Raw genomic sequence first — 20022 nt, 5'->3', positions numbered from 1 at the left:
CAGGGATCTGAATCTGCCGAACGGCCGAAAGCCATGCCGCCAGGTGGTCGCGCTGCAAGCAGTCGTCCTTGTCCACCGATCCGCGCAGTGGCGTAGTTCACCGCCACCATCTGCTCGACCAGACCTTCCGGCGGGCTTGCAAGCGGGCCCTGGCTCAGGCCGGCATTGCCAACCCGGCATCGCCTCACATGCTTCGGCACTGTTTCGCCACTCACTTGCTCCAAAGCGGCAGCAACATACGCACGGTTCAGGAACTTCTCGGGCATGCCGGTGTGGTCACAACGATGGTCTACACCCATGTGCTAAAGCTTGGCGGCGGAGCTGTGCGAACCCCGCTCGATGCCCTATCGAATCAAGCGGCTTGATAGCAACCATTCGACTATGACTGCTCCTGGCCGAGAGCAGCCCCTCTAGGACAGCTTGCCGAAAGACAGCTGTCAGCCTGAAGCGGACCTTCCCATTGATCCATCAGAGCTAACCACATTCAGTCACTCAGTTGCCACGCTACTGCCCAAGTCAGTCCATTTGGCTCAGCTACCAACCCGCGTCAACCAAAACAGAATTTTCTAATGACACCCCCCAGCGAGTACATCTACGCTGGCGTTCTGCACCCTGACGCCTGCGGTCAATACATCGGCGCCAGATGTCATGGCTTTGATGCCATTGATGCGTCAAAGTCACTTCATCAACCTTTCGCAGTCGCAAAGTGAACAGATGAAGACCATGACGCAGCTTCTTGTCGCCGCATCGCTCGTTGCCAGCGCATCATTCGCACAAGCGGCGCCAGATGTGAGCCGGCCTGAAACTGCCACGCACCTACTGCAGGTGGACGAGGGGCGCATTGCATACGACGACACAGGTGGGGCTGGCCCGCTGGTGTTGGCCATTCCGGGCATGGGCGACTTGCGATCGGAGTACCGAGCCTTGCGTCCACTGCTCACCAGGGCAGGCTATCGGGTGGTGACCATGGATGTGCGCGGCCACGGTGAAACTTCCGCCCTTTGGCGTGACTATTCAGCGCATGCGGTGGGCCGTGACGCGTTGGCACTGATCAAGCACTTGAATGCGGGGCCGGCTGTCATCCTCGGCAATTCATTTGCCGCAGGCTCTGCCCTGTGGGCCGCACACGATTCGCCCAAGCAGGTGCGGGCTGTGGTGCTGCTCGGGCCCATCGTGCGAGATGGCTCCCCATCTTGGATCGCAAAGACGGCGGTCGCTGTGGGCTTTGGCGGCCCTTGGCGTTTGGCGTTTTGGATGGCTTATTGGAATAGCCTGTTTCCCACGCAAAAGCCGGCTGACCACGAAGCAGCCCGGGCCGCCTTGGCAGCCAACCTGAGCGAACCTGGTCGCATGGATGCGCTGCGAACCATGGTGGGTTTGTCTAAGGCCGACACGGAAGCCATCGTTCCGCTAAGCCGTGTGCCGGCGCTGGTCGTGATGGGCACACGAGACCCGGACTTTCCGGATGCGGCTGCCGAGGCACGTTGGCTGGGGCAGGCTCTCGGCACACAGCCTGTCTTGGTCGATGATGCGGGCCACTATCCACACCTGGAAATGCCGGAACGTGTCGAAGCGGCGTTGCTGCACTTTCTTGCAAGCGAGGTTGAACAGCAGCGAAGCGAGCCGCGCTGAACTACCCGGTTTGGCGGGCGCGGCGGGCGGCGCTCGGGGTCATGCCAGTCCATCGCTTGAACGCGCGATGAAAGGGGCTGGGCTCGGCAAAGCCCAGCAGGAAAGCCACCTCGCCCAAAGACAGGCGCGCATCCGAGATGTAACGCAAGGCCAATTCGCGTCGTACTTCATCCATGAGGTCGGCAAAGCGGGTGCCTTCATCGTCCAGCCTGCGTTGCAGGCTGCGCTCGCTCATGTGCAGTCGCTGGGCAGTTTGCGCAAGCGACATGGGGCCGTTCGACATGCCCTCGGCCAGCAGGCGCCGCACTTGTTCGGCGATGCCTTCTTGTGCTGGCGCGTGGGCGGCGAGCAATTGCTCGGCATGGGCCGTCACGATGCGCGACAGCGTTGGGTCTGCAGCCGGAACGGGGCGCTCCAGCATCTCGGCTGAAAAAACCACGCAAGAGATCGGCGCACCAAAGCGCGGGGCGATCCCGAAGACCGCGCGGTAAGCATCTTGGGTAGCGGCGCTGTCATCCGCAGGCGCATGAGCAAACTCAACAGCGAGCGGGTGAACCGGTTGCTCCGCCATTTGCGAGGCCACCACCACCAAAGAGGCCAGCGTGAACTCGGCAGCCTGGCGGCAGGGCCGTGTACCAGCGCCATCGAAACGATGCTCGATGCGGACGATGTCATCTTGCGCCACGATCTCGAACGTGGCCAGATCATGTACCAGGCGGTTGTAGCGCGCCAACCGATGCAGTGCAGTACGCAGATTGGCCGCGGTGCGAACGGCATAGTCCAGCACGTCAAAGGCTCCCGGGCGGATCGCCAGCGCCGCATGCAATCCGAACAGAGGGTCTGCTGTCAATTCGGCTGCGCGGTTCCACAGCCGTTCCTCAACGGCCAATGGCATGCGTGCCTCGGCGTCGCTCAGCCAGTCAGGCGCGAAGCCCGAATCGGTCATCAGGCGCTGCGCCTCAACACCGCGAGCCGCTGCCACCTGCACAACCAAAGCACCAATGCGGGCAGATACCTGCGGGACTTGGGTGTGGGTCGGCATCGTGCGGCGGTGTGCGGGGTGATGTTGGGCGTTTCATCCTAGCATTGCCGAACCCGTTGACGCTGGGATGGGTTTCTCGCAGCCAGCCTCAAGACCTTGGGCAATGATTGCATCAGCGCCGTGCTGTTCAAGCCCTATGGCTTCTTCCACTGTCGATGCCATTCATTGAAGTTTCCCCAACGGTGCCCTTCATGGGCCCTGGACGTCAAAGCGTCTGTCCATTCTCAGCCTTCACGACTTGTCCTGTTATCGAGCGGGCTGTCAGCAACCACCAGATGCTTTCGGCGATGTCTTCAGCGGTCGAGATTCGCTGAAGAGCCAGCTCGCCCGCCAGTTGCCGCATCTTGTTTTCATAGCCGTTCCACCAGCGTGTTTCCACCGCCCCCGGGGCAATGCAGTTGACACGGATGCTGGGGGCCAGCGCGCGGGCCAGTGACCGGGTCAGCCCGTGCAATGCCGCCTTGGACACGGCATAGGGCAGTGACGAGCCATAGCCAGTTTCGCCTGCAATGCTGCCAACATTGACGATGGCACTGCCAGGGCGAAGGCGAAGGTAGGGCGCCGCAGCCCGACTGCAGTTGAATGCACCCTTGACATTCACTGCAAACAGTTCATCCCAGATGTCGTCGGTGACCTGTTCGAGGTCAGCGAACGGTAGTTGACGTGTGGCCCCTGCGTTGTTGACCACATAGTCAATGCCACCATGGCGCTTGACCACCTCTTCCACCATGCGGGCTACTTGGTCGGCTTGGACAACATCCGCACGAACGGCCATGGCATCTTGCCCGCGAGCGCGAATGCTCGCCACCGTATCGGCGGCCTCGCCTTCACTGCGGGAGTAGACCACGGCCACCGAGCACCCCATGGATGCCAGCAGTTCACTGGTGGCCCGGCCGATGCCGGTGGCGCCGCCTGTGACGATGGCAACCGGCTTTTGTCTGTGGGTCATGTTCATTCGTCCATAAGAGATGGCACGGCCTTGCGCTGCGCTTGAGCCGCGATGACGTCGGGGGTCAGGTCTGCTGCCACCATCGTTGGCTCCCACGCCACGACCTGATAGCTCGCGACCCGCGCTTGGCAGAACGGGTCTTCTGCAATCCATTGCGTCACTTCGTGCAACGCATCGGCTTTGGCCAGGATCACGCCTCCGGTTCGAGGCGACTTGCGGCCCGACAGCAAGAAGTGACCTTGCGCGTAATGACGGCTCAAGAAGGCGCGATGTGCTTCGAGGTGGGTATCTACCTCGGGCAGTGGGCGCAAGTAGTCAAGCAAGATGAGAAACAGCATGAATGCCTCGCATCGCCCCCATCAAGGGCGCAAGAGAACCGAGCCCACGGTGGCCCCTGATTCCAGCAGGCGATGCGCTTCGGCAGCCTGCGCCAGCGGCAGAACGGCACCAATGGTGGGTTGCAGCCCTGCTTGCAACTGCCTCAGCGTGGCGGCGGCCCCTTCCTGATACCGACTCAGGTCAGTCATGAAACGGAAGACGCCTGGCCGAGACAGCGCCACCGAGCGCGCCGGCCCCAGCAGAGACAAGTCCAGCGGGCCCGATTCACCCGCCACCTGACCCACGCTGGCGACCATGCCGTAAGGGCGCACACAGCCCAGGGTGTCCAGCAAGGTCTTGCCGCCAATGCCGTCAATTGCGTAGTCCACCCCCTTGCCATCGGTCAGCCGCATGACGGCGGCAACGACGTCCTCGTCACGGTAGAGGATGGCGTGGTCCAGCCCGTGGGCCTGGGCCAACTCGGCTTTGGCGGGGGTGCTCACGGTGCCAATGACCCGAGCGCCCATCGCCTTGGCCCACTGCACGATCACCAGCCCCAGGCCACCCGCTGCAGCCTGCACCAGCACGGTATCGCCCGCCTGGAGGCGGTAGACATAGGTCAGCAGCATGTGGGTGGTGATCCCGCGCAGCAGTAAGCTGGCCACAGCATCGTCAGCGACATCGTCGGGCAGGGCAATGGCCCTGGCAGCAGGCAGGTTGCGTGCGCTGGCATAGCTGCCTGCCGGTGGGCCTGCATAGGCAATGCGCTGGCCCACCTGAAGGGTGGTGATGTCGGGGCCCAGTGCCTCCACCACTCCGGCGGCTTCCACGCCCAGCACGGCGGGTAATGACGGCAGCGCGTACAACCCCGTGCGGTGATAGACGTCGACATAGTTCACGCCAATGGCTGTGTGACGCACCCGGATTTCGCCAGCCGCTGGCGGTGGCAGCACCGCCTCGGTGGCGACCAGCACAGACGCATCGCCGTGCTGGCGAATGCTCATTTGAGAGGTGGCAGTTGCCGCGATGAAGGGGTCACGCTGGCCCATGGTGTTCTCCTGAAATTGAACTTGCAGGCTCAGCTTACGTTGTTCAAAATCGCACCACAATTCTCAAAATGTCGACATCATCTGTGCAAAAAAGATCAGATAACCCGCCCCCCGATAGGCGAGCCCCTCAATGGGATGACATCCGCTACTTTCTGGAACTGGCGCGAACAGGCAGTCTTTCTGGTGCGGCTCGTCGACTGCAGGTTGAGCATTCGACCGTGGCGCGGCGCGTAGAGTCACTCGAGCAATCGCTGGGGTTGAAGTTGTTTGATCGACTGCCCAAGGCCTGGTCACTGACGGCCGAGGGTGAAACCCTGGTTGCCCAGGCTGGCCGCATTGATGACGAGGCTCAGGCGTTCTCGCGCGCGGCGTTAGGCGTGTCTTCCTTGCAGGGCACGGTGCGGGTGTCAGCGCCCCCCGTGATGGCGGGGCATTTTCTGGTGCCGCGTCTGGCAGCCATTCATGATCGCTGGCAGAACATTCAGTTGGAGATGATTGGCGAGTCGCGCGAAGCCAATCTTGCACGTGGCGAGGCTGATCTGGCCATCAGAATGTCACGGCCCACCGCACCAGGCCTGACCGCCCGCAGCATTGGCGATATGGGCTATGGCCTCTACGCAGCACATGGCTATACGCAGCGCCCCAGCGATCGCTGGGAGTTTCTAGGCTATGACGACAGTCTGGTCCAGGTGCCGCAGCAACGGTGGCTGAACCAGGTGGCCGCGCACCGTCGCTTTGTGTTTCGAAGCAATGACCTCACCGCCTTGTTCAACGCCGCTCGCGTCGGCCTGGGTATTGCCGTGTTGCCTCATTTTCTGGCCGCAGGTGACGACGCTTTGTCGCTCATTTCCGACCCAATCTGCCCCACGGTGCGACCGATCTGGCTGGTCATGCATGCCGATGTCAAACGCTCACCGCGAGTGCGGTTGATGGCCGACCTGTTGGTGGAGGTGGTTGCAGAGGCCAAGGTCTTGTTGTCAGAGGGGTTGCAGTGAACCGGATCAAGATTCACGCGCCGCTTGGCGCGCGCCGTGGACGCACCTTGAGCAAGGTCTTCGCAGTTTCAAGAGCAGCCTCGCCTACAGCGGAGTTGAATCCATTGACTTGGCTTGAAACGATGACGCCTTCACCAATCAGAAAGAGCTGCATTGAAATCAACTCGGGGTTCTGGACGGCAGCTGTTTCGCAGAGCGTCATCAAATAGCCTTGCACCTCGCTTTTGTGCCGAGCCGCCTGCATATGTGGTGCCGCTGTGGCTTGCGAGAACTCTGCTGCTGCATTGATAAAGGCACAGCCATGGAAGTCATGGCTCGCAGCCCATCGCGCGATGAATTCGATGTAAGCCAACGGGCGCTGCTGCGCCGGGGCCGATTCCACGAACGCTTGCATGCCGCTCATGAACTGCTCGTGACGCAGATCCAGCGCAGCTGCAATCAAAGCATCCTTCGTCGGGAAGTGGCGATAGAGCGTTCGCTTGGTGACGCCGGCCTCTTGGCTCAACAGATCCACGCCTGAGGCGTGGAAGCCGTGGCGGTAAAACAGATTCAGCGCTGTGCGCGTGATGTGGGCGGCAGTCGTCATGCAGCAAGTATACCGATCAGTTGACTGGGGTATACAGATCGGTATACTTTGCGCATTTCAACGAAAGACGGTACGACATGCTCGAACGCTATTTGCCTAGTTCAGGTGCGCCACCCGCGCCACCCATGAAATTCGTTCTCTGGTCAGCCTTGGGCGCAATCGTGGCCATTGGTCTGACTGGTTGGCTCAGTTCGCACTCTGGTATCCCGTGGTTGATGGCACCCTTCGGCGCGAGCTGTGTATTGGCATTCGGTGTGCCCGAATCGCCCTTGGCTCAGCCCCGATCCATCATTGGTGGACACCTGATCTCCACTGCAGTGGGGCTGATCATTGGCGCATGCTTTGGAAGCGACTGGATCGCTTGTGCAGTTGCCGTCGGACTTGCGCTGGCAGCGATGCAACTCACGCGGACCGTCCATGCACCAGCTGGAGCTGATCCGCTCATCGTGATGACTTCGCACGCCCCGATCAGCTATTTGCTGTCGCCGGTTCTGGCTGGCTCTCTGATTGTTGTCTTGGTGGCGTGGTGCGTGAACAATCGCGGTCGCAAGAACGGCTATCCCCGCTATTGGCTGTGATGAGAGGGCTGCCCCCATCTGGCTCGTTGAATTGACTCTCCAGCCGCAGTCACCGGTACATCACACGATCACGGCCTGCTTCCTTGGCTTCGTACAAAGCCTGGTCGCTCAGATCAATCATTCGTTCCACGGCGTTCTGGTCTTCATCAGGAATGCCAACGTGGACCCCAATGCTGATGGTCACGGTGATGCATTCCCCGTTATCAGAAAGCCCGATCGGCTGGGTGGCGATGGCTTGGCGAACGTCTTCGGCCAGGTGCATTGCCCCGGCTTGGTCGGTGGCGGGCAAGATGGCCAGGAACTCCTCGCCGCCAAAGCGCGCCAGGATGTCTGACTGCCGCATGCGCGCGCGCACACGCCTGGCCACCTCTTGCAGCACCGTGTCGCCAGCCAGGTGGCCATGGGCATCGTTCACGTGCTTGAAGTGATCGATGTCGAGCATCAGGCAGGCCAAGGGAGCTTGGTGGCGTCGCGCTTGTGCCGCGCACAGGGGCAGCAGGTCTTGCAGGGCGCTGCGGTTGTACAAGCCGGTCAGCGCGTCGTGGGTGGCCAGGGAGCGTTGCTGGTCAATGGAGCGCTCCATCTGCATCAGCACAAAGCCCATGCTGTTGATCAGCACCACCGCCATAGCCACGAAGTAGGTGCTGGCCTGCACATGGGTGGGCACGTTGTAGCGTGCGTCCCAGTCTGATGCCAGAGCCATGAACACGGTGCGACACACCAGGGTCACGCACAAGATGCTGGCCCCACCGATCAACACCCAGCGCCCCGTCAGGCGCCGCTCGGTCAAGCCGGGTGCCCAGGCTTCGTGCAGCAACATGAAACCCATGGTGGCCTGGGTGGCGGCCACCAGAATGTTGCGCCAATGGTCATCACGCAGAAACACGATCACCGCAGCCATGTTCAGCACCAGCGGCAGCCACACGACCCAATTCGGAAAACGCCAGATTCGCTCATGCTGAAACGCTCTGACGGCCAAGGTGTGCACCACCAGCGTCAAGCCGGTCAGCAGATTGGTGACCAGAATGGAGCCACTGGTCCAACCCAGGGCGCGCAGACCAAAGGCGGGGTATGAGAGGGTGATCAGCACCAGGCCCAATCCCCACAGGGCCAGACCGTGGTGCACCCGAACACGCCAGGCCACGAACAAGACAGGGATTGCGAGCGAAAGGGTGGCCGTGGCACTGGCCGCCAGCAAGGTCGCAAGGTCAAGCATCATGTCCGAGGGGGCAGGGAAGCGGTGAGATCAGATGCACGATTGTCGCCGACCTCAGTAAGCGTCCCCAAGTAAAAAGCCCCAAGCGGCATGCACTCGGGGCTTTGGGGGTGCCCAAGCTGGGTTGGGTCTTTCGAATTTGAACGCAGCGCGTTCAGAACGGAATGTCGTCGTCCATGTCGTCGAAGCCGGTAGACGACTTCGGTGCGGGGCGCGGTGCCGGAGCGGGGGCTGGGCGCGCAGCGGGGCGGCTGGGTGCCGAGGGGGCTTCCTGACTGTAGTCTTCGGGGCCGCCTTGGCCGCCGCCGTAACCACCACCGCCGCCGCCTTCACGGCCGCCCAGCAATTGCATTTGCTCGGCCACGATTTCGGTGGTGTAGTTGTCCTTGCCGTCCTTGTCTTGCCACTTGCGGGTCTTCAGGCGGCCTTCCACGTACACGGGGCGACCCTTTTTCAGGTACTCGCCAGCGATTTCAGCCAGGCGGTCATAAAACACCACACGGTGCCATTCGGTTTCCTCAACCTTGTCGCCACTGTTCTTGTCTTTCCAGTTGCGAGTGGTGGCCACGGACACATTGCAAACAGCTGCGCCGCTGGGTGTGTAGCGAACTTCGGGATCGCGACCCAGATTGCCGATGAGGATGACTTTGTTGATGGACGCCATGGAGCGCTCCTAGAGATGGTTAGTTAAAAGAGGTGCCGTTAGTTAGCGTCGACATTATGACCGGGGTTGGTGCTGGATGGATTCACAGTGCCTCCCCCTTGCGAGGGGCCTGTAGACAGTGGCTTTCCCTCTGGTGCGGGTTGTTACACACTCGATTGAATCCCCAATGGCTCCGGCTTGTCGGATGAGATACCCTCATTCGCTTCAAGAATACGGATCTTTGGGAGCTGAAAATGAAGTCCCGCTGCGGCGTCTTTGTTTTTGGGGCGCTGGCAGCCTCGTTGGCGATGGTTCAAGTTGGCTTTGCGGCCGAACAACCCGCGCGGGCCGCCGCATCCTCTACGTCGGGCGCTGCTGGTGCGGCGCCGCTCAACGAGCGGCTGCAAGAGGCCAAGCGCGACCTGGTGCAGTTCAAACGCGACCTGCAGCTCCTGGAAGAAGACCTGCTCTACCCAGCCAGCAGTCAGGTGGCGGTGTTCGTGTCGCTTGATGTGGGCAAGGCTTTCAAGCTCGATTCGGTGCAGGTCAAGCTGGACGACAAGGTCGTGGCCAACTACCTGTACTCGGCTTCCGAATTGGCTGCCCTGCAGCGCGGCGGTGTTCAGCGCCTGTACCTGGGCAACCTGACGGCGGGCGAGCACGAACTGGTGGCCACCCTGACCGGCACCAGCCCTTCTGATGCCAGCTACAAGCGCACTGTCACGCAGCGTTTTGACAAGGCGGCCGATGCCAAGTTCATCCAGCTGCGCATTGAAGACGCAGGCGCCAAGATGCAGCCCGGTTTCAACGTCAAGGTCTGGCAGTAAGTGGTCATGCGAGCCTGTTTGCTGCGGGGCTTGGTCCTGCTGTCGTGTGGGATGGTGGCCGGGGCACATGCCCAGCCCGACGCCGCGGTGCGGGCCGGGCAAGTGGCCTTTCACTACTGGCAAGACCAGGACCTGGCTGCCGTCACCCAATGGATGATCAACCGGGCCTCGCCATCCGCCCCGTCGGCCCTGGCGCCTCTTGAACAGGTGGACCTGTTGATCCGCTTCGGGCTGGACCGCGAAGCCGCTGATGTGCTGTCGGCTGCCGGCAACCAAGCTGGGGCCGGTGACGCGCGCGATCAGGCTTGGCTCAAACTGGCGCAGAAGCTGCAGCGGCAAGGGCAAAGCGCTCAGGCCGAGGCCGCCTTGTCGCAAGTTCGCGGTGTGTTGCCCGAGGCACAGCAAGAGGCTCAGACCTTGTTGAAGGCGCAATTGCTCATGGCGCGAGCCGATTACCGTGGTGCCGCGCAGGTGCTGCGTTGGGCGGCCGCGTCGGGCTCGCCCCTGGTTCGCTACAACCTGGGTGTGGCGCAACAGCGCGCAGGCGATGTGGCCGAGGGCGCCGCCACGCTCAACGTCCTGGGGCAAGAGCCCGCGCGTACCGATGAGCACAAAGCGCTGCGCGACCGCGCCAATGTGGCTTTGGGCTTTGCCGCCTTGAAGGCTGGGCAGCCTGCGCAGGCCCGAACCTATCTGGAGCGTGTGCCCTTGCAGGGCAGCGCCAGCAACAAGGCCTTGCTGGGCTACGGCTGGGCCGCCATGGATCAGCAAAACCCGCAGTCGGCGCTGGTGCCCTGGCTCACCCTCAGCCAGCGTGACGCGAAAGACCCCGCCGCCCTTGAGGCACGCCTGGCCGTGCCCTACGCCTACGAACAACTGGGCGCCAAGGGCAAGGCGCTGCAAACTTACCTCGATGCCGTCGAAACCTTCGAGCGCGAGCGCAACAGCCTCGATGCCGCGCTGGCCTTTGTCAAAAGCGGTCGCCTGATCGATGGGCTGCTGGGCGCCAATGCGGGCCTGGCAGCTGAGGCTGATCTCGTGCTGCCCACAAACGAACCGCATTGGGCCTATTTGTCTGCCGCCGTGGCCCAGGAGGCTTTCCAGCAGGGCGTTCGCAACCTGAGCGATCTGCGTGGTTTGGATGCCAGCCTGAACGAAGACCAGAAGCGGCTCGATGACCTGCGCGTGGCCCTGTCCTTCCGCCAGCAGCGCCTGGCGGGGGTTCAAGATCGACTCCAGGCCCTCAACAGCGCCCGCAAGCTGGCCGATTCGCGCCAACGCATTGCCGCTCTGGCGCAAGAAGTTGGGCTGGCTGAAACGCGCCTCGATGGGGTGGCTTTTGCCGATGCCAAGCAGCGCGATCTGCTGGGCCGGGCCAACCGTTTGCTTTCTGTGGTTCAAAAGCCGCCAGCAGGCCCCGAGTGGGCACGCTTGCGCGATCGCGCGCGCCTGGCCGCCGGGGTCTTGAGCTGGCAGGTGGCGCAAGACGCGCCTGCACGTTTGGCTGCGGCCAAGCAAACCGTGACGTCGGCGCAAGACGAGCTGGCCCAGGCGCAGGCGCACGAGGCAGCGCTTGCCCGACTGCTGCGTGACGGAACAAGTCGCCTCGACCAAGTGGCCACCCGCGTGCAGGCCATGGCTCAGCGCCTGGAGGCCCAGCGTCGCACGCTGAAGGCGTGGCGCCTCGATCAGGAGGCGGCCCTTCAAACCCTGGCCACGGCTGAACTGAACCGGCAGAAAGACACCTTGACCTCTCATCTGGCGCAGGCTCGATTTGCCGTGGCGAGGTTGTACGACGAGGCGGTGGCCGTGCGACGCGCAGGTGGCGCCGATCAAGGCGGCGATAACAAGGAGGCGGCCCATGCGCCCAAGCCATAGCCTTACCTTGCTGGCGGCAGCCAGCATGCTCAGTGCCTGTGGTTTCATGGGAGGCAAGCAACCCGCCACCCTGCAAACCCTGGCGAAAGCCCAAGTGGCGGTTCAGCCCGACGATGTCGAAACCATTGGCGAAGCGCAGGCCATGAAGGCCTATAGCCAGCTGCTGGAAGGGGGCGCGCCAGATGCCACCTTGCGCGCCGAAGCTCTGCGCCGCATGGCCGACATGGAGCTCGATCGCGCAGACAAGGTCAATGCCGATGCGGGGCAGGATGCGGCGGCCGGTTATCGTCTGGTCATTGCCCGCTATCAAGAGCAATTGGCCACCCATCCGAATGCGCCCAATCGTGATCAGGTCATGTACCAGCTGGCACGCGCCCAAGAACAGGCGGGCGATCTGGAAGGTGCATTGCAAACGCTGACCGATCTGGCGCGCCAGTACCCGCAAACCAGCAACCGCGATGAAGTCGAGTTCCGCCGGGGTGAGCTGTCGTTCAGCCTGGGGCAGTACGCTGTGGCTGACCAGGCCTATCAATCGCTGGTGGGCCCGGATCATCCCAACGCCTTCCGGGATCGTGCGCTGTACATGCTGGGTTGGTCTCGCTTCAAGCAGGGCCAGTTCGACAGCGCCTTGCAAACCTTCTTCACCGTGCTCGACACCAAGCTGGCTGCGGCACCGGGCTCGCAAAAGCTGACCACGCCTGACCGCTTCAATCGAGCCGACCGCGAGCTCTTGTCTGACACCTTCCGCGGCGTCAGCCTGAGTCTGTCGAACCTGCGAGGGGCCGAAAGCATTGCGGCTTACACGCCGGCGTCCAAGCCCTTGCGCCAGGCTTATGCCTTGTTTGTGTACGAGCAGCTGGGTGAGTTCTACGCCAAGCAAGATCGCCACAAGGAAGCGGCCGATACCTACAGCCTGTTTGTCAAACTGAACCCGCTGGATACTCAGGCGCCTCGCATTCAGGGCTTGGCCATCGATGCCTATGAGCGGGCCGACCAACCCGCCTTGGCACTGGAAGCCAAGAAGCAGTTTGTGAACCTGTTTGGCCGTGAAAGCGGCTTGCGCATGGGCAATGCCAAAACCTGGCGTCAGGCCCAGCCACGCGTGCAAACCTGCTTGAACGACCTGGCGCGCCACTATCACGCCCAGGCGCAAAGCAGCAAGAGCCAGCAAGACTATCGCGAGGCGGTGAACTGGTATCGCGAGTTGCTCAACACCTTCCCCAAAGACAGCCAAGTCGTTCGCACCAACTTCCTGTTGGCCGAAGCCTTGTTCGAGTCGGGGGTGTACGGTGAGGCGGCCACTGAATACGAGCGCGTGGCCTATGACTACCCTTGGCATGACAAGGCCGCCGAGGCCGGTTATGCGGCTTTGCTCAGCCATGCCCGTTTGCGCCAGGGCGCCGACCCCTTGACCTTGTCGCGCCTGCAGCGCGCCTCGGTCAGCAGTGCTTTGCGCTTTACCAAAGCGTTCCCAGGCAACGAGCACACGCCGCAGATCCTCACCGATGCGGCCGAGCAGTTGTATGCCTTGAAAGATGGAGACCAAGCGGGCCGTGTGGCCATGAAGATCATCGATCTGCAGCCGCCTGCCACTGAGGCGCAGCGTCGGGTGGCCTGGACCATCCTGGCTCATACCGCTTACGAGCGCAAAGCCTACTTGCTTGCGGAGCAGGCCTACACGCGCCTGATGGAACTCAGTTCGCCGCAAGACCCGGCCTACAAAGATCTGGCCGACAACCAACTGTCTGCGCTGTACAAGCTGGCAGAGCAGGAGCGTGCAGCCGGCAATTTGAAGGACGCGGCCGTTCACTTCAAGCGGGTGTCTGAAACCGCGGCTCAGCCTTCGGTGCGAGCCAATGCCCAATTCGATGCGGCGGCGGCTTACATCGATGTCAAAGACTGGGGCAACGCCCAGCCTTTGCTGGAAGATTTCCGCCAGCGCTACCCCAAGCATGCCCTCCAAGCCGATGTGGCGCCCAAGTTGGCGCTGGCCTATGGCGAGCAAGGCAAATGGTCTTTGGCCGCCAATGAAATGGAGCGCATGCTGGCCGCGGGCACCAAGGATGCGAACCTGACACGCGACCTGATCTGGCAGGTGGCCACTTACCGCGAAAAGGCGGGCGAGAAAGCCGCTGCCGCACGTGCCTATGAACGCTACCTGGCGCAGCTTCAAGCCATGCGCCCCGTGCCTTTGGCGCAAACCCTCGAGGTGCGAGACAAGCTCGTGACCCTGGCGCGCGAAGAGGGCAACACGAAGCGCGAAATGGCGCTGCTCAAAGAGATCTATGACGCCGACCTGAAGGGCGGCGCTGCGCGCACCGATCGCACCCGGTACCTGGGCGCCCATGCGGCCCTGCAATTGGCCGAGCCGGCGGTCAAGGCTTATCGCAGCGTGGCCCTGGTTGAGCCGCTGCAAAAGCAGCTCAAGGTCAAGAAGGCGCGGCTGGAAGAAGCGCTGCAGGCTTATGCCTTGGCTTCTGAGCCAGGCGTGGCCGATGTCAGCACCGCCGTCACCTATCACGTGGCCTCGCTGTACCGCGACTTTGGCAAGGCGATTCTGGGCTCGCAGCGGCCGAAGAAGCTGTCCGAGGTCGAGCTGGAGCAATACAACGTGCTGCTGGAAGAGCAAGCCTTGCCCTTCGAGGAAAAGGCCAGCGACATGCACGAGGTCAATGCCCGTCGTGCCGCATCTGGGGTGTATGACGCCTGGGTGCAGCGCAGTTTCGATGCCCTGGCCGAAATGCTGCCCGTGCGCTATGGCAAGCGCGAAAAGGGTGAGGGCCTTGATCTGGCCGCCACACCGGAACGCCTGAAAGAGCAAGTCGCCTCGCTCGAAGCCGCCGTGAAGCAGGCGCCGCGTCAGGCTGTTCAGTGGAACCAGTTGGGGGTGGTCTATCGACAGCTGGGCCAATTTGACAAGGCCCGTGCGGCCTATGAAAAAGCCATGGCGGCCGATGCCAGCTACGCGCCTGCTGCGCTGAATCTGGGTATCTTGGCCGACCTGTATCGTGGTGATGCGGCGACTGCCTTGCCCTTGTACGAGCGCTATCTGGCCTTGACCCCGCAAGGCGATGCGGCGGTGGCCAAGTGGGTCACCGACATCAAGCGCCGCAAGCCAGCGGCCGCCAAACCTGCAGGCAAGGAGGCCACATGAAGCCATCTCGTCTCGTGTCCTCGGGGCTTGTGTGCCTGAGCTGCTTGGGTGTCGCTTCGACCGTGCAAGCGCAAGAGCGCACCAAGCCCGAGCCCGGCAACCAGGAGCTGCCCAAGGTGCTCTACATCGTGCCCTGGAAGAAAGCCACTCAGGGCGAGGTGATCGCCGGGCGGCCCTTGGTCAGCGTGCTCAACGACGAACCCGCACCGCTCACCCGAGAGGCGCTGCGCCGTCAGATTCAATATTCATCCTCACAGGCAACAACGCCACGGCCCGGGGCTTCAACCGAGCCCGCCCCTCGCTGAGTCGCGACGGGTCAGGAGCCGGTTCCAGTCGTTTTTGCCTTTTCAGTCTTATCAGCATCAGTCATCGGAGAGTTCCCCCATGAATGCCTTTCAAACTGCCGTGAAGTTCTTTCAGGATTGCGGCCTGTTCATTTACCCCAGCATTCTGATCATGGCCTTGGGCCTGGCCATTGCCATTGAGCGCTTCGTGTACCTGTCGCGCGCCCGCAAGGACAACAGCAAGGCCTGGTCGCAACTGCACCCCCTGCTCAAGCAAGGGCAGTTGAAAGAGGCGCACGCCTTGGCCGAGAAGTCTGACGCCGCAGTGGGCAAGATCATCAGCTACGGCCTGGAGCGCATGCAAAGCCCTGGCCGCCGTGAAGACTTCGACGCGGCCATGGAAGAGGGCATGATGGAAATCGTGCCGCGTCTGGAAAAGCGCACCCACTACATCGCCACCTTCGCCAACGTGATCACGCTGGTCGGTCTGCTGGGCACCATCATTGGTCTGATCAAGGGCTTCACGGCCGTGGCTCAGGTCAACCCAGCCGAAAAGTCTGAAATGCTGTCGGCCAGTATTTCGATTGCCATGAACAACACCGCGTTCGCGCTGATGGTGGCCATTCCCTTCCTGCTGATCCACGCCTTCCTGCAGTCCAAGACCAGCGAAATCATTGACGGGCTCGAAGCGTCGAAGATGAGCTTCCTGAACCTGGTGACGCGTCTGCGCCCTGACCAACAAGCCTCGGTTCGCTGACATGGCCGTTCGCAACCGAAGGCTGCGAAAGAAGCACGCAGCGCACCTGGAAATCACCGCGTTCATCAATTTGATCGTGGTGCTGGTGCCATTCCTGTTGTCCACCGCGGTGTTCTCGCGCCTGGCGGTCATCGACTTGACGCTGCCGGCCCAAAGCTCTGGCGTGGCCCAACTCAAGGTCGATGACCTGCAGTTGGAGGTCACCATTCGGCCTGACGCCGTCGAGGTGGGCGACCGCGTCGGTGGTTTGATCGAGCGTGTGCCCAACCAGAAAGGGCGGCCCGATGTGGCTACGCTGTCGCGCTTGATTCAACAGATCAAGAGCCGTTTCCCCAACCAGTCGGCAGTCACCTTGCTGGCTCAGCCTGACACGGCCTACGACACGATGGTGCAGGTCATGGATGCCCTGCGTGAAGGGCACCAGGTTCACAACGGCAAGCTGGTGCGTGGCGAGCTCTTTCCCAATATTTCGATCGGTGATGCACCGGTTGTTTCTCGCTGAAGGGTAGAGAGAGATGGAACTCACTCCCCGCCAACGACGAGCCGAGCGGCGTTCGCGCCACGAGAACGCCGTTGACATGAATCTGGTTTCGCTGATCGACGTGTTCACGATCCTGATCTTCTTCCTGCTGTCGAGTGCTGGCGGGGTGGAGACCTTGATCAGCCCGAAATCGGTGAAGCTGCCTGCATCGGAATCGCAGACCGTGCCGCGTGAGTCGGTGGTGGTCACAGTCAGTGCCACGGACATCCTGGTCGATGGTCGGCTGGTGGCCTCTGTCAGCGATGTGATGCGGGCTGACGCGCCGGTCATTGCGTCACTGAAGGCTGAGTTGGAGCAGGTGGCCGCGCGCCAGGTGGTTCGCCAGGAAAAGGCATCGCAGGCTCGGCGCCTGACCATCATGGGCGACAAGGACATTCCTTACAGCCTGCTGCGCAAGATCATGGCCACCGGTGCCAGCGCCAACTACGCTGATGTGTCATTTGCCGTTCGCCAAAGGAGCGCATCGTGAGTGCGGCGACTTTGGTGTCTTTCCGTTCCTCCGATCTGGCGTGGACCGACTCGCCTGACGATCAACGGTTGTTCAGGCGGGTGACCGGCGCGGTGCTGCTGGTGACGACCGGGCTGTGTTTGAGCCTGCTGCTGTCGCCCGTACGCAAGGCCGAAACGGTCGCCAACCAGCCTTTGCCTGCACCCATGGCCAAGCTGCTGTTGGAGCACACGCCACCGCCGCCTGTGGAAAAGCCCAAGGCGCCCGAGGTGCCTGAGGCCCCAGCGAAGGCGCAGCCAGAAACGACCGCGCAGCCCAAGCCGGCACAGGCTCAAGCCCCACGCAAAGCGGCACCCGCTCCTGATGCGACGCGGCCTGCCGTGGTCTCCACAGGCGCCCCGGTGGCTGAAAGCAACCAGGCGGCTGTGGTCGAGGCTGCGCGCAAGCGTGTGGCTGGCATGGGTTTGCTGGCTGCCAGCGATGACATTGCCCAGGTGCGGGGTGGCTCTGCCGGCGTGCAAATCAAGACCGACATCCGGCAGGGCAGTGGGCAAGGGGTAGCGGGTGCGCCGGTGGCGGGGCCCTCTGATGGTTCGGCCTTGGCTCGCGCCATGATCACCTCGAACGCATCAGGTGGCAGCGGCAGCCTCAATACCGGACCAGCCAGTCGCTCAGTGAGCAGTGGGGGCTTGGCTGGGCGCGCCACCACCGTGGTGGTGGATGACACCGCCGCCCGTGCGGCAGCAGGTGCCGCCAAGCGTGCGGCTGCATCGGCTGCGGCGAAGGCACCGCGTTCGCCGGAAGACATCCGCATGGTGCTGGCCCGCAACAAGGGCGCTTTGGACGCGATCTACAACCGCGCCCTGCGCGAAGACCCCACGCTGCAAGGCAAGGTGGTGTTCGAAATCAAGGTGGCCCCGACGGGCGAGGTGTTGTCGTGCAAGGTCGTGTTCAGCGATCTGCATTCGCCTGCCTTGGAGGCCAAATTGGTGGCGCGCATCCGCATGATCGACTTTGGCGCCAAGGATGTCGACGTGACGACGGAAAAGTATCCGCTTGATTTCCTGCCGTCTTGAGGTCTTTGGTGGGGGGCTCGGTGATCTACACTGAGCCCAAGAAGGAGATGTGCCATGTGCCAGCTGTTGGGCATGAACTGCAACACGCCCACCGACATTGTTTTCAGCTTCACAGGCTTTGCCACCCGATCGCGTGAGCACGCCGATGGGTTCGGCATTGCCTTCTTTGAAGACCGAGGGGTCCGGCTCTTTGTGGACCACCAGGCTGCCAGCCAGTCTCCCGTGGCGGAGCTGATCAAGCGCTACCCGATTCAAAGCCGCAATGTCATTGCCCACATCCGCAAGGCCACGCAGGGCCGGGTGGCGCTGGAAAACTGCCACCCCTTCGTGCGTGAACTGTGGGGGCGCTACTGGGTCTTTGCCCACAACGGCAACCTGAAAGACTTTGCACCCAAGCTGCATGCTTCTTTCAAGCCGGTGGGTGACACCGACAGCGAGCTGGCCTTTTGCTGGTTGATGCAAGAGCTGGCAAAAAGCCATGCCAATTTGCCCAGCGTGTCAGAGTTGAACGTGACGCTGCGCGAGTTGGTCCCCCAGATCGCCAGACACGGCACATTCAACTTTGTGTTGAGCCAAGGCGATGCCTTGTGGGCCCATTGTTCGACCAAGCTGCATTACCTGGTACGTCAGCACCCGTTTGGCCTGGCGCGTCTGCAAGACGAAGACATGGCCCTGAACTTTGCCGAACTGGCCAAGCCGGATGATCGGGTTGCCGTGATCGCGACCGAGCCTCTCACCGTGGACGAGCCTTGGGTGGCGTTTCAGCCGGGGCAGCTCATCTCGTTTGTGGGCGGCACACCGGCCCCTTGATGCACCTTTCGCGGTGCATGGGGGCGGGCGCCACATGCGGGTTTACAGCGTTTCTGCAAACAACTCGCGGCCGATCAGCATGCGGCGGATCTCAGACGTGCCGGCGCCAATCTCATACAGCTTGGCGTCGCGCCACAGGCGGCCCAACGGGTAGTCGTTGATGTAGCCGTTGCCACCAAAGATCTGGATGCCTTCGCCAGCCATCCAGGTGGCCTTTTCGGCGGCCATCAAGATCAGCGAAGCGCAGTCTTTGCGCACGTGGCGTGCATGCTGGTTGCCCAGGGCATCCAGGTTCTTGGCGACCATGTAGGCATACGAGCGCACCGCCTGCATCATGGTGTACATGTCAGCCACCTTGCCTTGGATGAGTTGGAACTCGCCAATGGACTGACCAAACTGCTTGCGGTCGTGGATGTAGGGGATGACGTTGTCCATCACGGCTTGCATGATGCCCAAGGGGCCGCCAGACAGAATCGCGCGCTCGTAGTCCAGTCCGCTCATCAGCACCTTGGCGCCGTTGCCCACGCCACCCAGGATGTTTTCTTCGGGCACTTCGCAGTCTTCAAAGAACAGCGGGTAGGTGTTCGAGCCACGCATGCCCAGCTTGTCCAGGTGCTGGCCTTTGCTGAAGCCCTTCATGCCCTTTTCGATCAGGAAGGCGGTCATGCCGCGAGGGCCGGCTTCGAGGTCGGTCTTGGCGTACACCACCAGGGTATCGGCATCGCCACCGTTGGTGATCCACATCTTGCTGCCGTTCAGCACATAGCGGTCGCCCTTCTTGTCGGCGCGCAGCTTCATGCTGACCACATCGGAGCCCGCATTGGGTTCGCTCATGGCCAGGGCGCCGATGTGCTCGCCGCTGATGAGTTTGGGCAGGTACTTCTTCTTTTGGGCTTCGGTGCCGTTGCGGTGAATCTGGTTCACGCACAGGTTGGAGTGTGCGCCATAGCTCAAACCCACCGATGCGCTGCCACGGCTGATTTCCTCCATGGCCACCATGTGGGCCACGTAGCCCATGTTGGTGCCACCGTATTCTTCCGACACGGTCAGGCCATGCACGCCCAGGTCGCCCAGCTTCTTCCACATGTCGGCGGGGAAGAAGTTTTCGCGGTCGATGTCTGCCGCGCGGGGGGCAAGTTCCTTGTCGACAAAGCTGCGAACGGCTTCGCGCAGGGCATCAACGTCTTCACCGAGTTGGTAGTTCAGTCCGGGCATGTTGCTCATGTTTGTCTCCTCGAT

Annotated in this window: 20 protein-coding genes and 1 pseudogene; 13 read left to right on the top strand and 8 right to left on the bottom strand. The window is 62.2% G+C overall.

Translation table 11 applies throughout. The features are described from left to right. Window positions 1-59: 59 nt before the first annotated feature. Window positions 60-365 (top strand): annotated as a pseudogene (locus tag VFW72_RS08510) (tyrosine-type recombinase/integrase); the annotation flags it as partial. A gap of 358 nt (window positions 366-723) precedes the next feature. Further along, window positions 724-1632, top strand: coding sequence for an alpha/beta hydrolase (locus VFW72_RS08505; RefSeq protein WP_329673860.1), 909 nt, complete (start codon window positions 724-726; stop codon window positions 1630-1632). A 1-nt stretch (window position 1633) separates the two neighbouring features. Here the strand turns inward: VFW72_RS08505 and VFW72_RS08500 are convergent, their stop codons facing one another. The 4 genes from VFW72_RS08500 to VFW72_RS08485 form a co-directional block, all read right to left on the bottom strand. Beyond that, complete coding sequence (locus VFW72_RS08500; protein WP_329673859.1) at window positions 1634-2674, bottom strand: AraC family transcriptional regulator; 1041 nt, start codon at window positions 2672-2674, stop codon at window positions 1634-1636. Between the two features lie 205 nt (window positions 2675-2879). Next, on the bottom strand, window positions 2880-3623 hold the full coding sequence (locus VFW72_RS08495; RefSeq protein ID WP_329673858.1) for an SDR family oxidoreductase: 744 nt from the start codon (window positions 3621-3623) through the stop codon (window positions 2880-2882). 2 nt (window positions 3624-3625) lie between these two features. Then, window positions 3626-3961, bottom strand: a complete 336-nt coding sequence (locus VFW72_RS08490) for a YciI family protein (RefSeq protein ID WP_329673857.1) — start codon at window positions 3959-3961, stop codon at window positions 3626-3628. A 21-nt stretch (window positions 3962-3982) separates the two neighbouring features. Continuing rightward, a complete protein-coding gene (locus VFW72_RS08485) occupies window positions 3983-4990 on the bottom strand; it encodes a quinone oxidoreductase (protein ID WP_329673856.1) in 1008 nt (335 codons plus the stop codon). A gap of 68 nt (window positions 4991-5058) precedes the next feature. Here VFW72_RS08485 and VFW72_RS08480 point away from each other — a divergent pair, with 68 nt between their 5' ends. Beyond that, window positions 5059-5985 carry a LysR family transcriptional regulator gene (locus VFW72_RS08480; RefSeq protein ID WP_329673855.1) on the top strand — a complete coding sequence of 309 codons (927 nt, stop codon included), beginning with the start codon at window positions 5059-5061 and terminating at the stop codon, window positions 5983-5985. A gap of 13 nt (window positions 5986-5998) precedes the next feature. Here VFW72_RS08480 and VFW72_RS08475 read toward each other — a convergent pair whose 3' ends face one another. Further along, entirely contained in the window at window positions 5999-6571 is a 573-nt protein-coding gene (locus VFW72_RS08475) for a helix-turn-helix domain-containing protein (RefSeq protein WP_329673854.1), read from the bottom strand. 125 nt (window positions 6572-6696) lie between these two features. On the opposite strand from VFW72_RS08475, the gene VFW72_RS08470 reads away from it, so the two are divergent. Next, window positions 6697-7149, top strand: coding sequence for an HPP family protein (locus VFW72_RS08470; RefSeq protein ID WP_329673853.1), 453 nt, complete (start codon window positions 6697-6699; stop codon window positions 7147-7149). Window positions 7150-7198: 49 nt separating this feature from the next. Here VFW72_RS08470 and VFW72_RS08465 read toward each other — a convergent pair whose 3' ends face one another. Then, entirely contained in the window at window positions 7199-8368 is a 1170-nt protein-coding gene (locus VFW72_RS08465) for a GGDEF domain-containing protein (RefSeq protein ID WP_329673852.1), read from the bottom strand. A 151-nt stretch (window positions 8369-8519) separates the two neighbouring features. Further along, on the bottom strand, window positions 8520-9029 hold the full coding sequence (ssb, locus tag VFW72_RS08460; protein WP_329673851.1) for a single-stranded DNA-binding protein: 510 nt from the start codon (window positions 9027-9029) through the stop codon (window positions 8520-8522). Window positions 9030-9262: 233 nt separating this feature from the next. Here ssb and VFW72_RS08455 point away from each other — a divergent pair, with 233 nt between their 5' ends. From VFW72_RS08455 to VFW72_RS08415, 9 genes are all read left to right on the top strand, one after another. Then, complete coding sequence (locus VFW72_RS08455) at window positions 9263-9835, top strand: AraC family transcriptional regulator (protein WP_329673850.1); 573 nt, start codon at window positions 9263-9265, stop codon at window positions 9833-9835. Window positions 9836-9841: 6 nt separating this feature from the next. Next, on the top strand, window positions 9842-11713 hold the full coding sequence (locus tag VFW72_RS08450) for a hypothetical protein (RefSeq protein WP_329673849.1): 1872 nt from the start codon (window positions 9842-9844) through the stop codon (window positions 11711-11713). Next, entirely contained in the window at window positions 11697-14867 is a 3171-nt protein-coding gene (locus tag VFW72_RS08445) for a tetratricopeptide repeat protein (RefSeq protein ID WP_329673848.1), read from the top strand. The genes VFW72_RS08450 and VFW72_RS08445 overlap by 17 nt, the downstream gene beginning before the upstream one ends. After that, on the top strand, window positions 14864-15172 hold the full coding sequence (locus VFW72_RS08440; protein ID WP_329673847.1) for a hypothetical protein: 309 nt from the start codon (window positions 14864-14866) through the stop codon (window positions 15170-15172). Before VFW72_RS08445 ends, VFW72_RS08440 begins: the two co-directional genes overlap by 4 nt. 79 nt (window positions 15173-15251) lie before the next feature. After that, window positions 15252-15908 carry a MotA/TolQ/ExbB proton channel family protein gene (locus VFW72_RS08435; protein WP_329673846.1) on the top strand — a complete coding sequence of 219 codons (657 nt, stop codon included), beginning with the start codon at window positions 15252-15254 and terminating at the stop codon, window positions 15906-15908. Window position 15909: 1 nt separating this feature from the next. Next, the gene (locus VFW72_RS08430) at window positions 15910-16410 is read left to right on the top strand and encodes a biopolymer transporter ExbD (RefSeq protein ID WP_329673845.1); all 501 of its coding nucleotides are present in this window, start codon (window positions 15910-15912) and stop codon (window positions 16408-16410) included. Between the two features lie 13 nt (window positions 16411-16423). Beyond that, complete coding sequence (locus tag VFW72_RS08425) at window positions 16424-16918, top strand: biopolymer transporter ExbD (protein WP_329673844.1); 495 nt, start codon at window positions 16424-16426, stop codon at window positions 16916-16918. Further along, the gene (locus VFW72_RS08420; RefSeq protein ID WP_329673843.1) at window positions 16915-17973 is read left to right on the top strand and encodes an AgmX/PglI C-terminal domain-containing protein; all 1059 of its coding nucleotides are present in this window, start codon (window positions 16915-16917) and stop codon (window positions 17971-17973) included. Before VFW72_RS08425 ends, VFW72_RS08420 begins: the two co-directional genes overlap by 4 nt. 54 nt (window positions 17974-18027) lie before the next feature. Further along, complete coding sequence (locus VFW72_RS08415) at window positions 18028-18783, top strand: class II glutamine amidotransferase (RefSeq protein ID WP_329673842.1); 756 nt, start codon at window positions 18028-18030, stop codon at window positions 18781-18783. A gap of 42 nt (window positions 18784-18825) precedes the next feature. On the opposite strand, the gene VFW72_RS08410 is transcribed toward VFW72_RS08415, so the two are convergent. After that, window positions 18826-20007 carry an isovaleryl-CoA dehydrogenase gene (locus VFW72_RS08410; protein WP_329673841.1) on the bottom strand — a complete coding sequence of 394 codons (1182 nt, stop codon included), beginning with the start codon at window positions 20005-20007 and terminating at the stop codon, window positions 18826-18828. Between the last annotated feature and the right edge of the window lie 15 nt (window positions 20008-20022).

The sequence above is a fragment of the Aquabacterium sp. genome, assembly GCF_036273115.1.
GTDB lineage: Bacteria > Pseudomonadota > Gammaproteobacteria > Burkholderiales > Burkholderiaceae_C > Aquabacterium.
This window is presented reverse-complemented; position numbering and strand designations above follow the sequence as displayed.

Excerpts from the sequence above, each read along its gene's own strand:
- VFW72_RS08410 (WP_329673841.1), bottom strand. The coding sequence starts at position 20,007 with ATGAGCAACATGCCCGGACTGAACTACCAACTCGGTGAAGACGTTGAT.
- VFW72_RS08470 (WP_329673853.1), top strand. The coding sequence starts at position 6,697 with ATGAAATTCGTTCTCTGGTCAGCCTTGGGCGCAATCGTGGCCATTGGT.
- VFW72_RS08440 (WP_329673847.1), top strand. The coding sequence starts at position 14,864 with ATGAAGCCATCTCGTCTCGTGTCCTCGGGGCTTGTGTGCCTGAGCTGC.
- VFW72_RS08455 (WP_329673850.1), top strand. The coding sequence starts at position 9,263 with ATGAAGTCCCGCTGCGGCGTCTTTGTTTTTGGGGCGCTGGCAGCCTCG.
- ssb (WP_329673851.1), bottom strand. The coding sequence starts at position 9,029 with ATGGCGTCCATCAACAAAGTCATCCTCATCGGCAATCTGGGTCGCGAT.
- VFW72_RS08495 (WP_329673858.1), bottom strand. The coding sequence starts at position 3,623 with ATGACCCACAGACAAAAGCCGGTTGCCATCGTCACAGGCGGCGCCACC.
- VFW72_RS08480 (WP_329673855.1), top strand. The coding sequence starts at position 5,059 with ATGTCGACATCATCTGTGCAAAAAAGATCAGATAACCCGCCCCCCGAT.
- VFW72_RS08505 (WP_329673860.1), top strand. The coding sequence starts at position 724 with ATGACGCAGCTTCTTGTCGCCGCATCGCTCGTTGCCAGCGCATCATTC.
- VFW72_RS08445 (WP_329673848.1), top strand. The coding sequence starts at position 11,697 with ATGCGCCCAAGCCATAGCCTTACCTTGCTGGCGGCAGCCAGCATGCTC.
- VFW72_RS08415 (WP_329673842.1), top strand. The coding sequence starts at position 18,028 with ATGTGCCAGCTGTTGGGCATGAACTGCAACACGCCCACCGACATTGTT.
- VFW72_RS08430 (WP_329673845.1), top strand. The coding sequence starts at position 15,910 with ATGGCCGTTCGCAACCGAAGGCTGCGAAAGAAGCACGCAGCGCACCTG.
- VFW72_RS08435 (WP_329673846.1), top strand. The coding sequence starts at position 15,252 with ATGAATGCCTTTCAAACTGCCGTGAAGTTCTTTCAGGATTGCGGCCTG.
- VFW72_RS08465 (WP_329673852.1), bottom strand. The coding sequence starts at position 8,368 with ATGATGCTTGACCTTGCGACCTTGCTGGCGGCCAGTGCCACGGCCACC.
- VFW72_RS08485 (WP_329673856.1), bottom strand. The coding sequence starts at position 4,990 with ATGGGCCAGCGTGACCCCTTCATCGCGGCAACTGCCACCTCTCAAATG.
- VFW72_RS08425 (WP_329673844.1), top strand. The coding sequence starts at position 16,424 with ATGGAACTCACTCCCCGCCAACGACGAGCCGAGCGGCGTTCGCGCCAC.
- VFW72_RS08450 (WP_329673849.1), top strand. The coding sequence starts at position 9,842 with ATGCGAGCCTGTTTGCTGCGGGGCTTGGTCCTGCTGTCGTGTGGGATG.
- VFW72_RS08475 (WP_329673854.1), bottom strand. The coding sequence starts at position 6,571 with ATGACGACTGCCGCCCACATCACGCGCACAGCGCTGAATCTGTTTTAC.
- VFW72_RS08500 (WP_329673859.1), bottom strand. The coding sequence starts at position 2,674 with ATGCCGACCCACACCCAAGTCCCGCAGGTATCTGCCCGCATTGGTGCT.
- VFW72_RS08490 (WP_329673857.1), bottom strand. The coding sequence starts at position 3,961 with ATGCTGTTTCTCATCTTGCTTGACTACTTGCGCCCACTGCCCGAGGTA.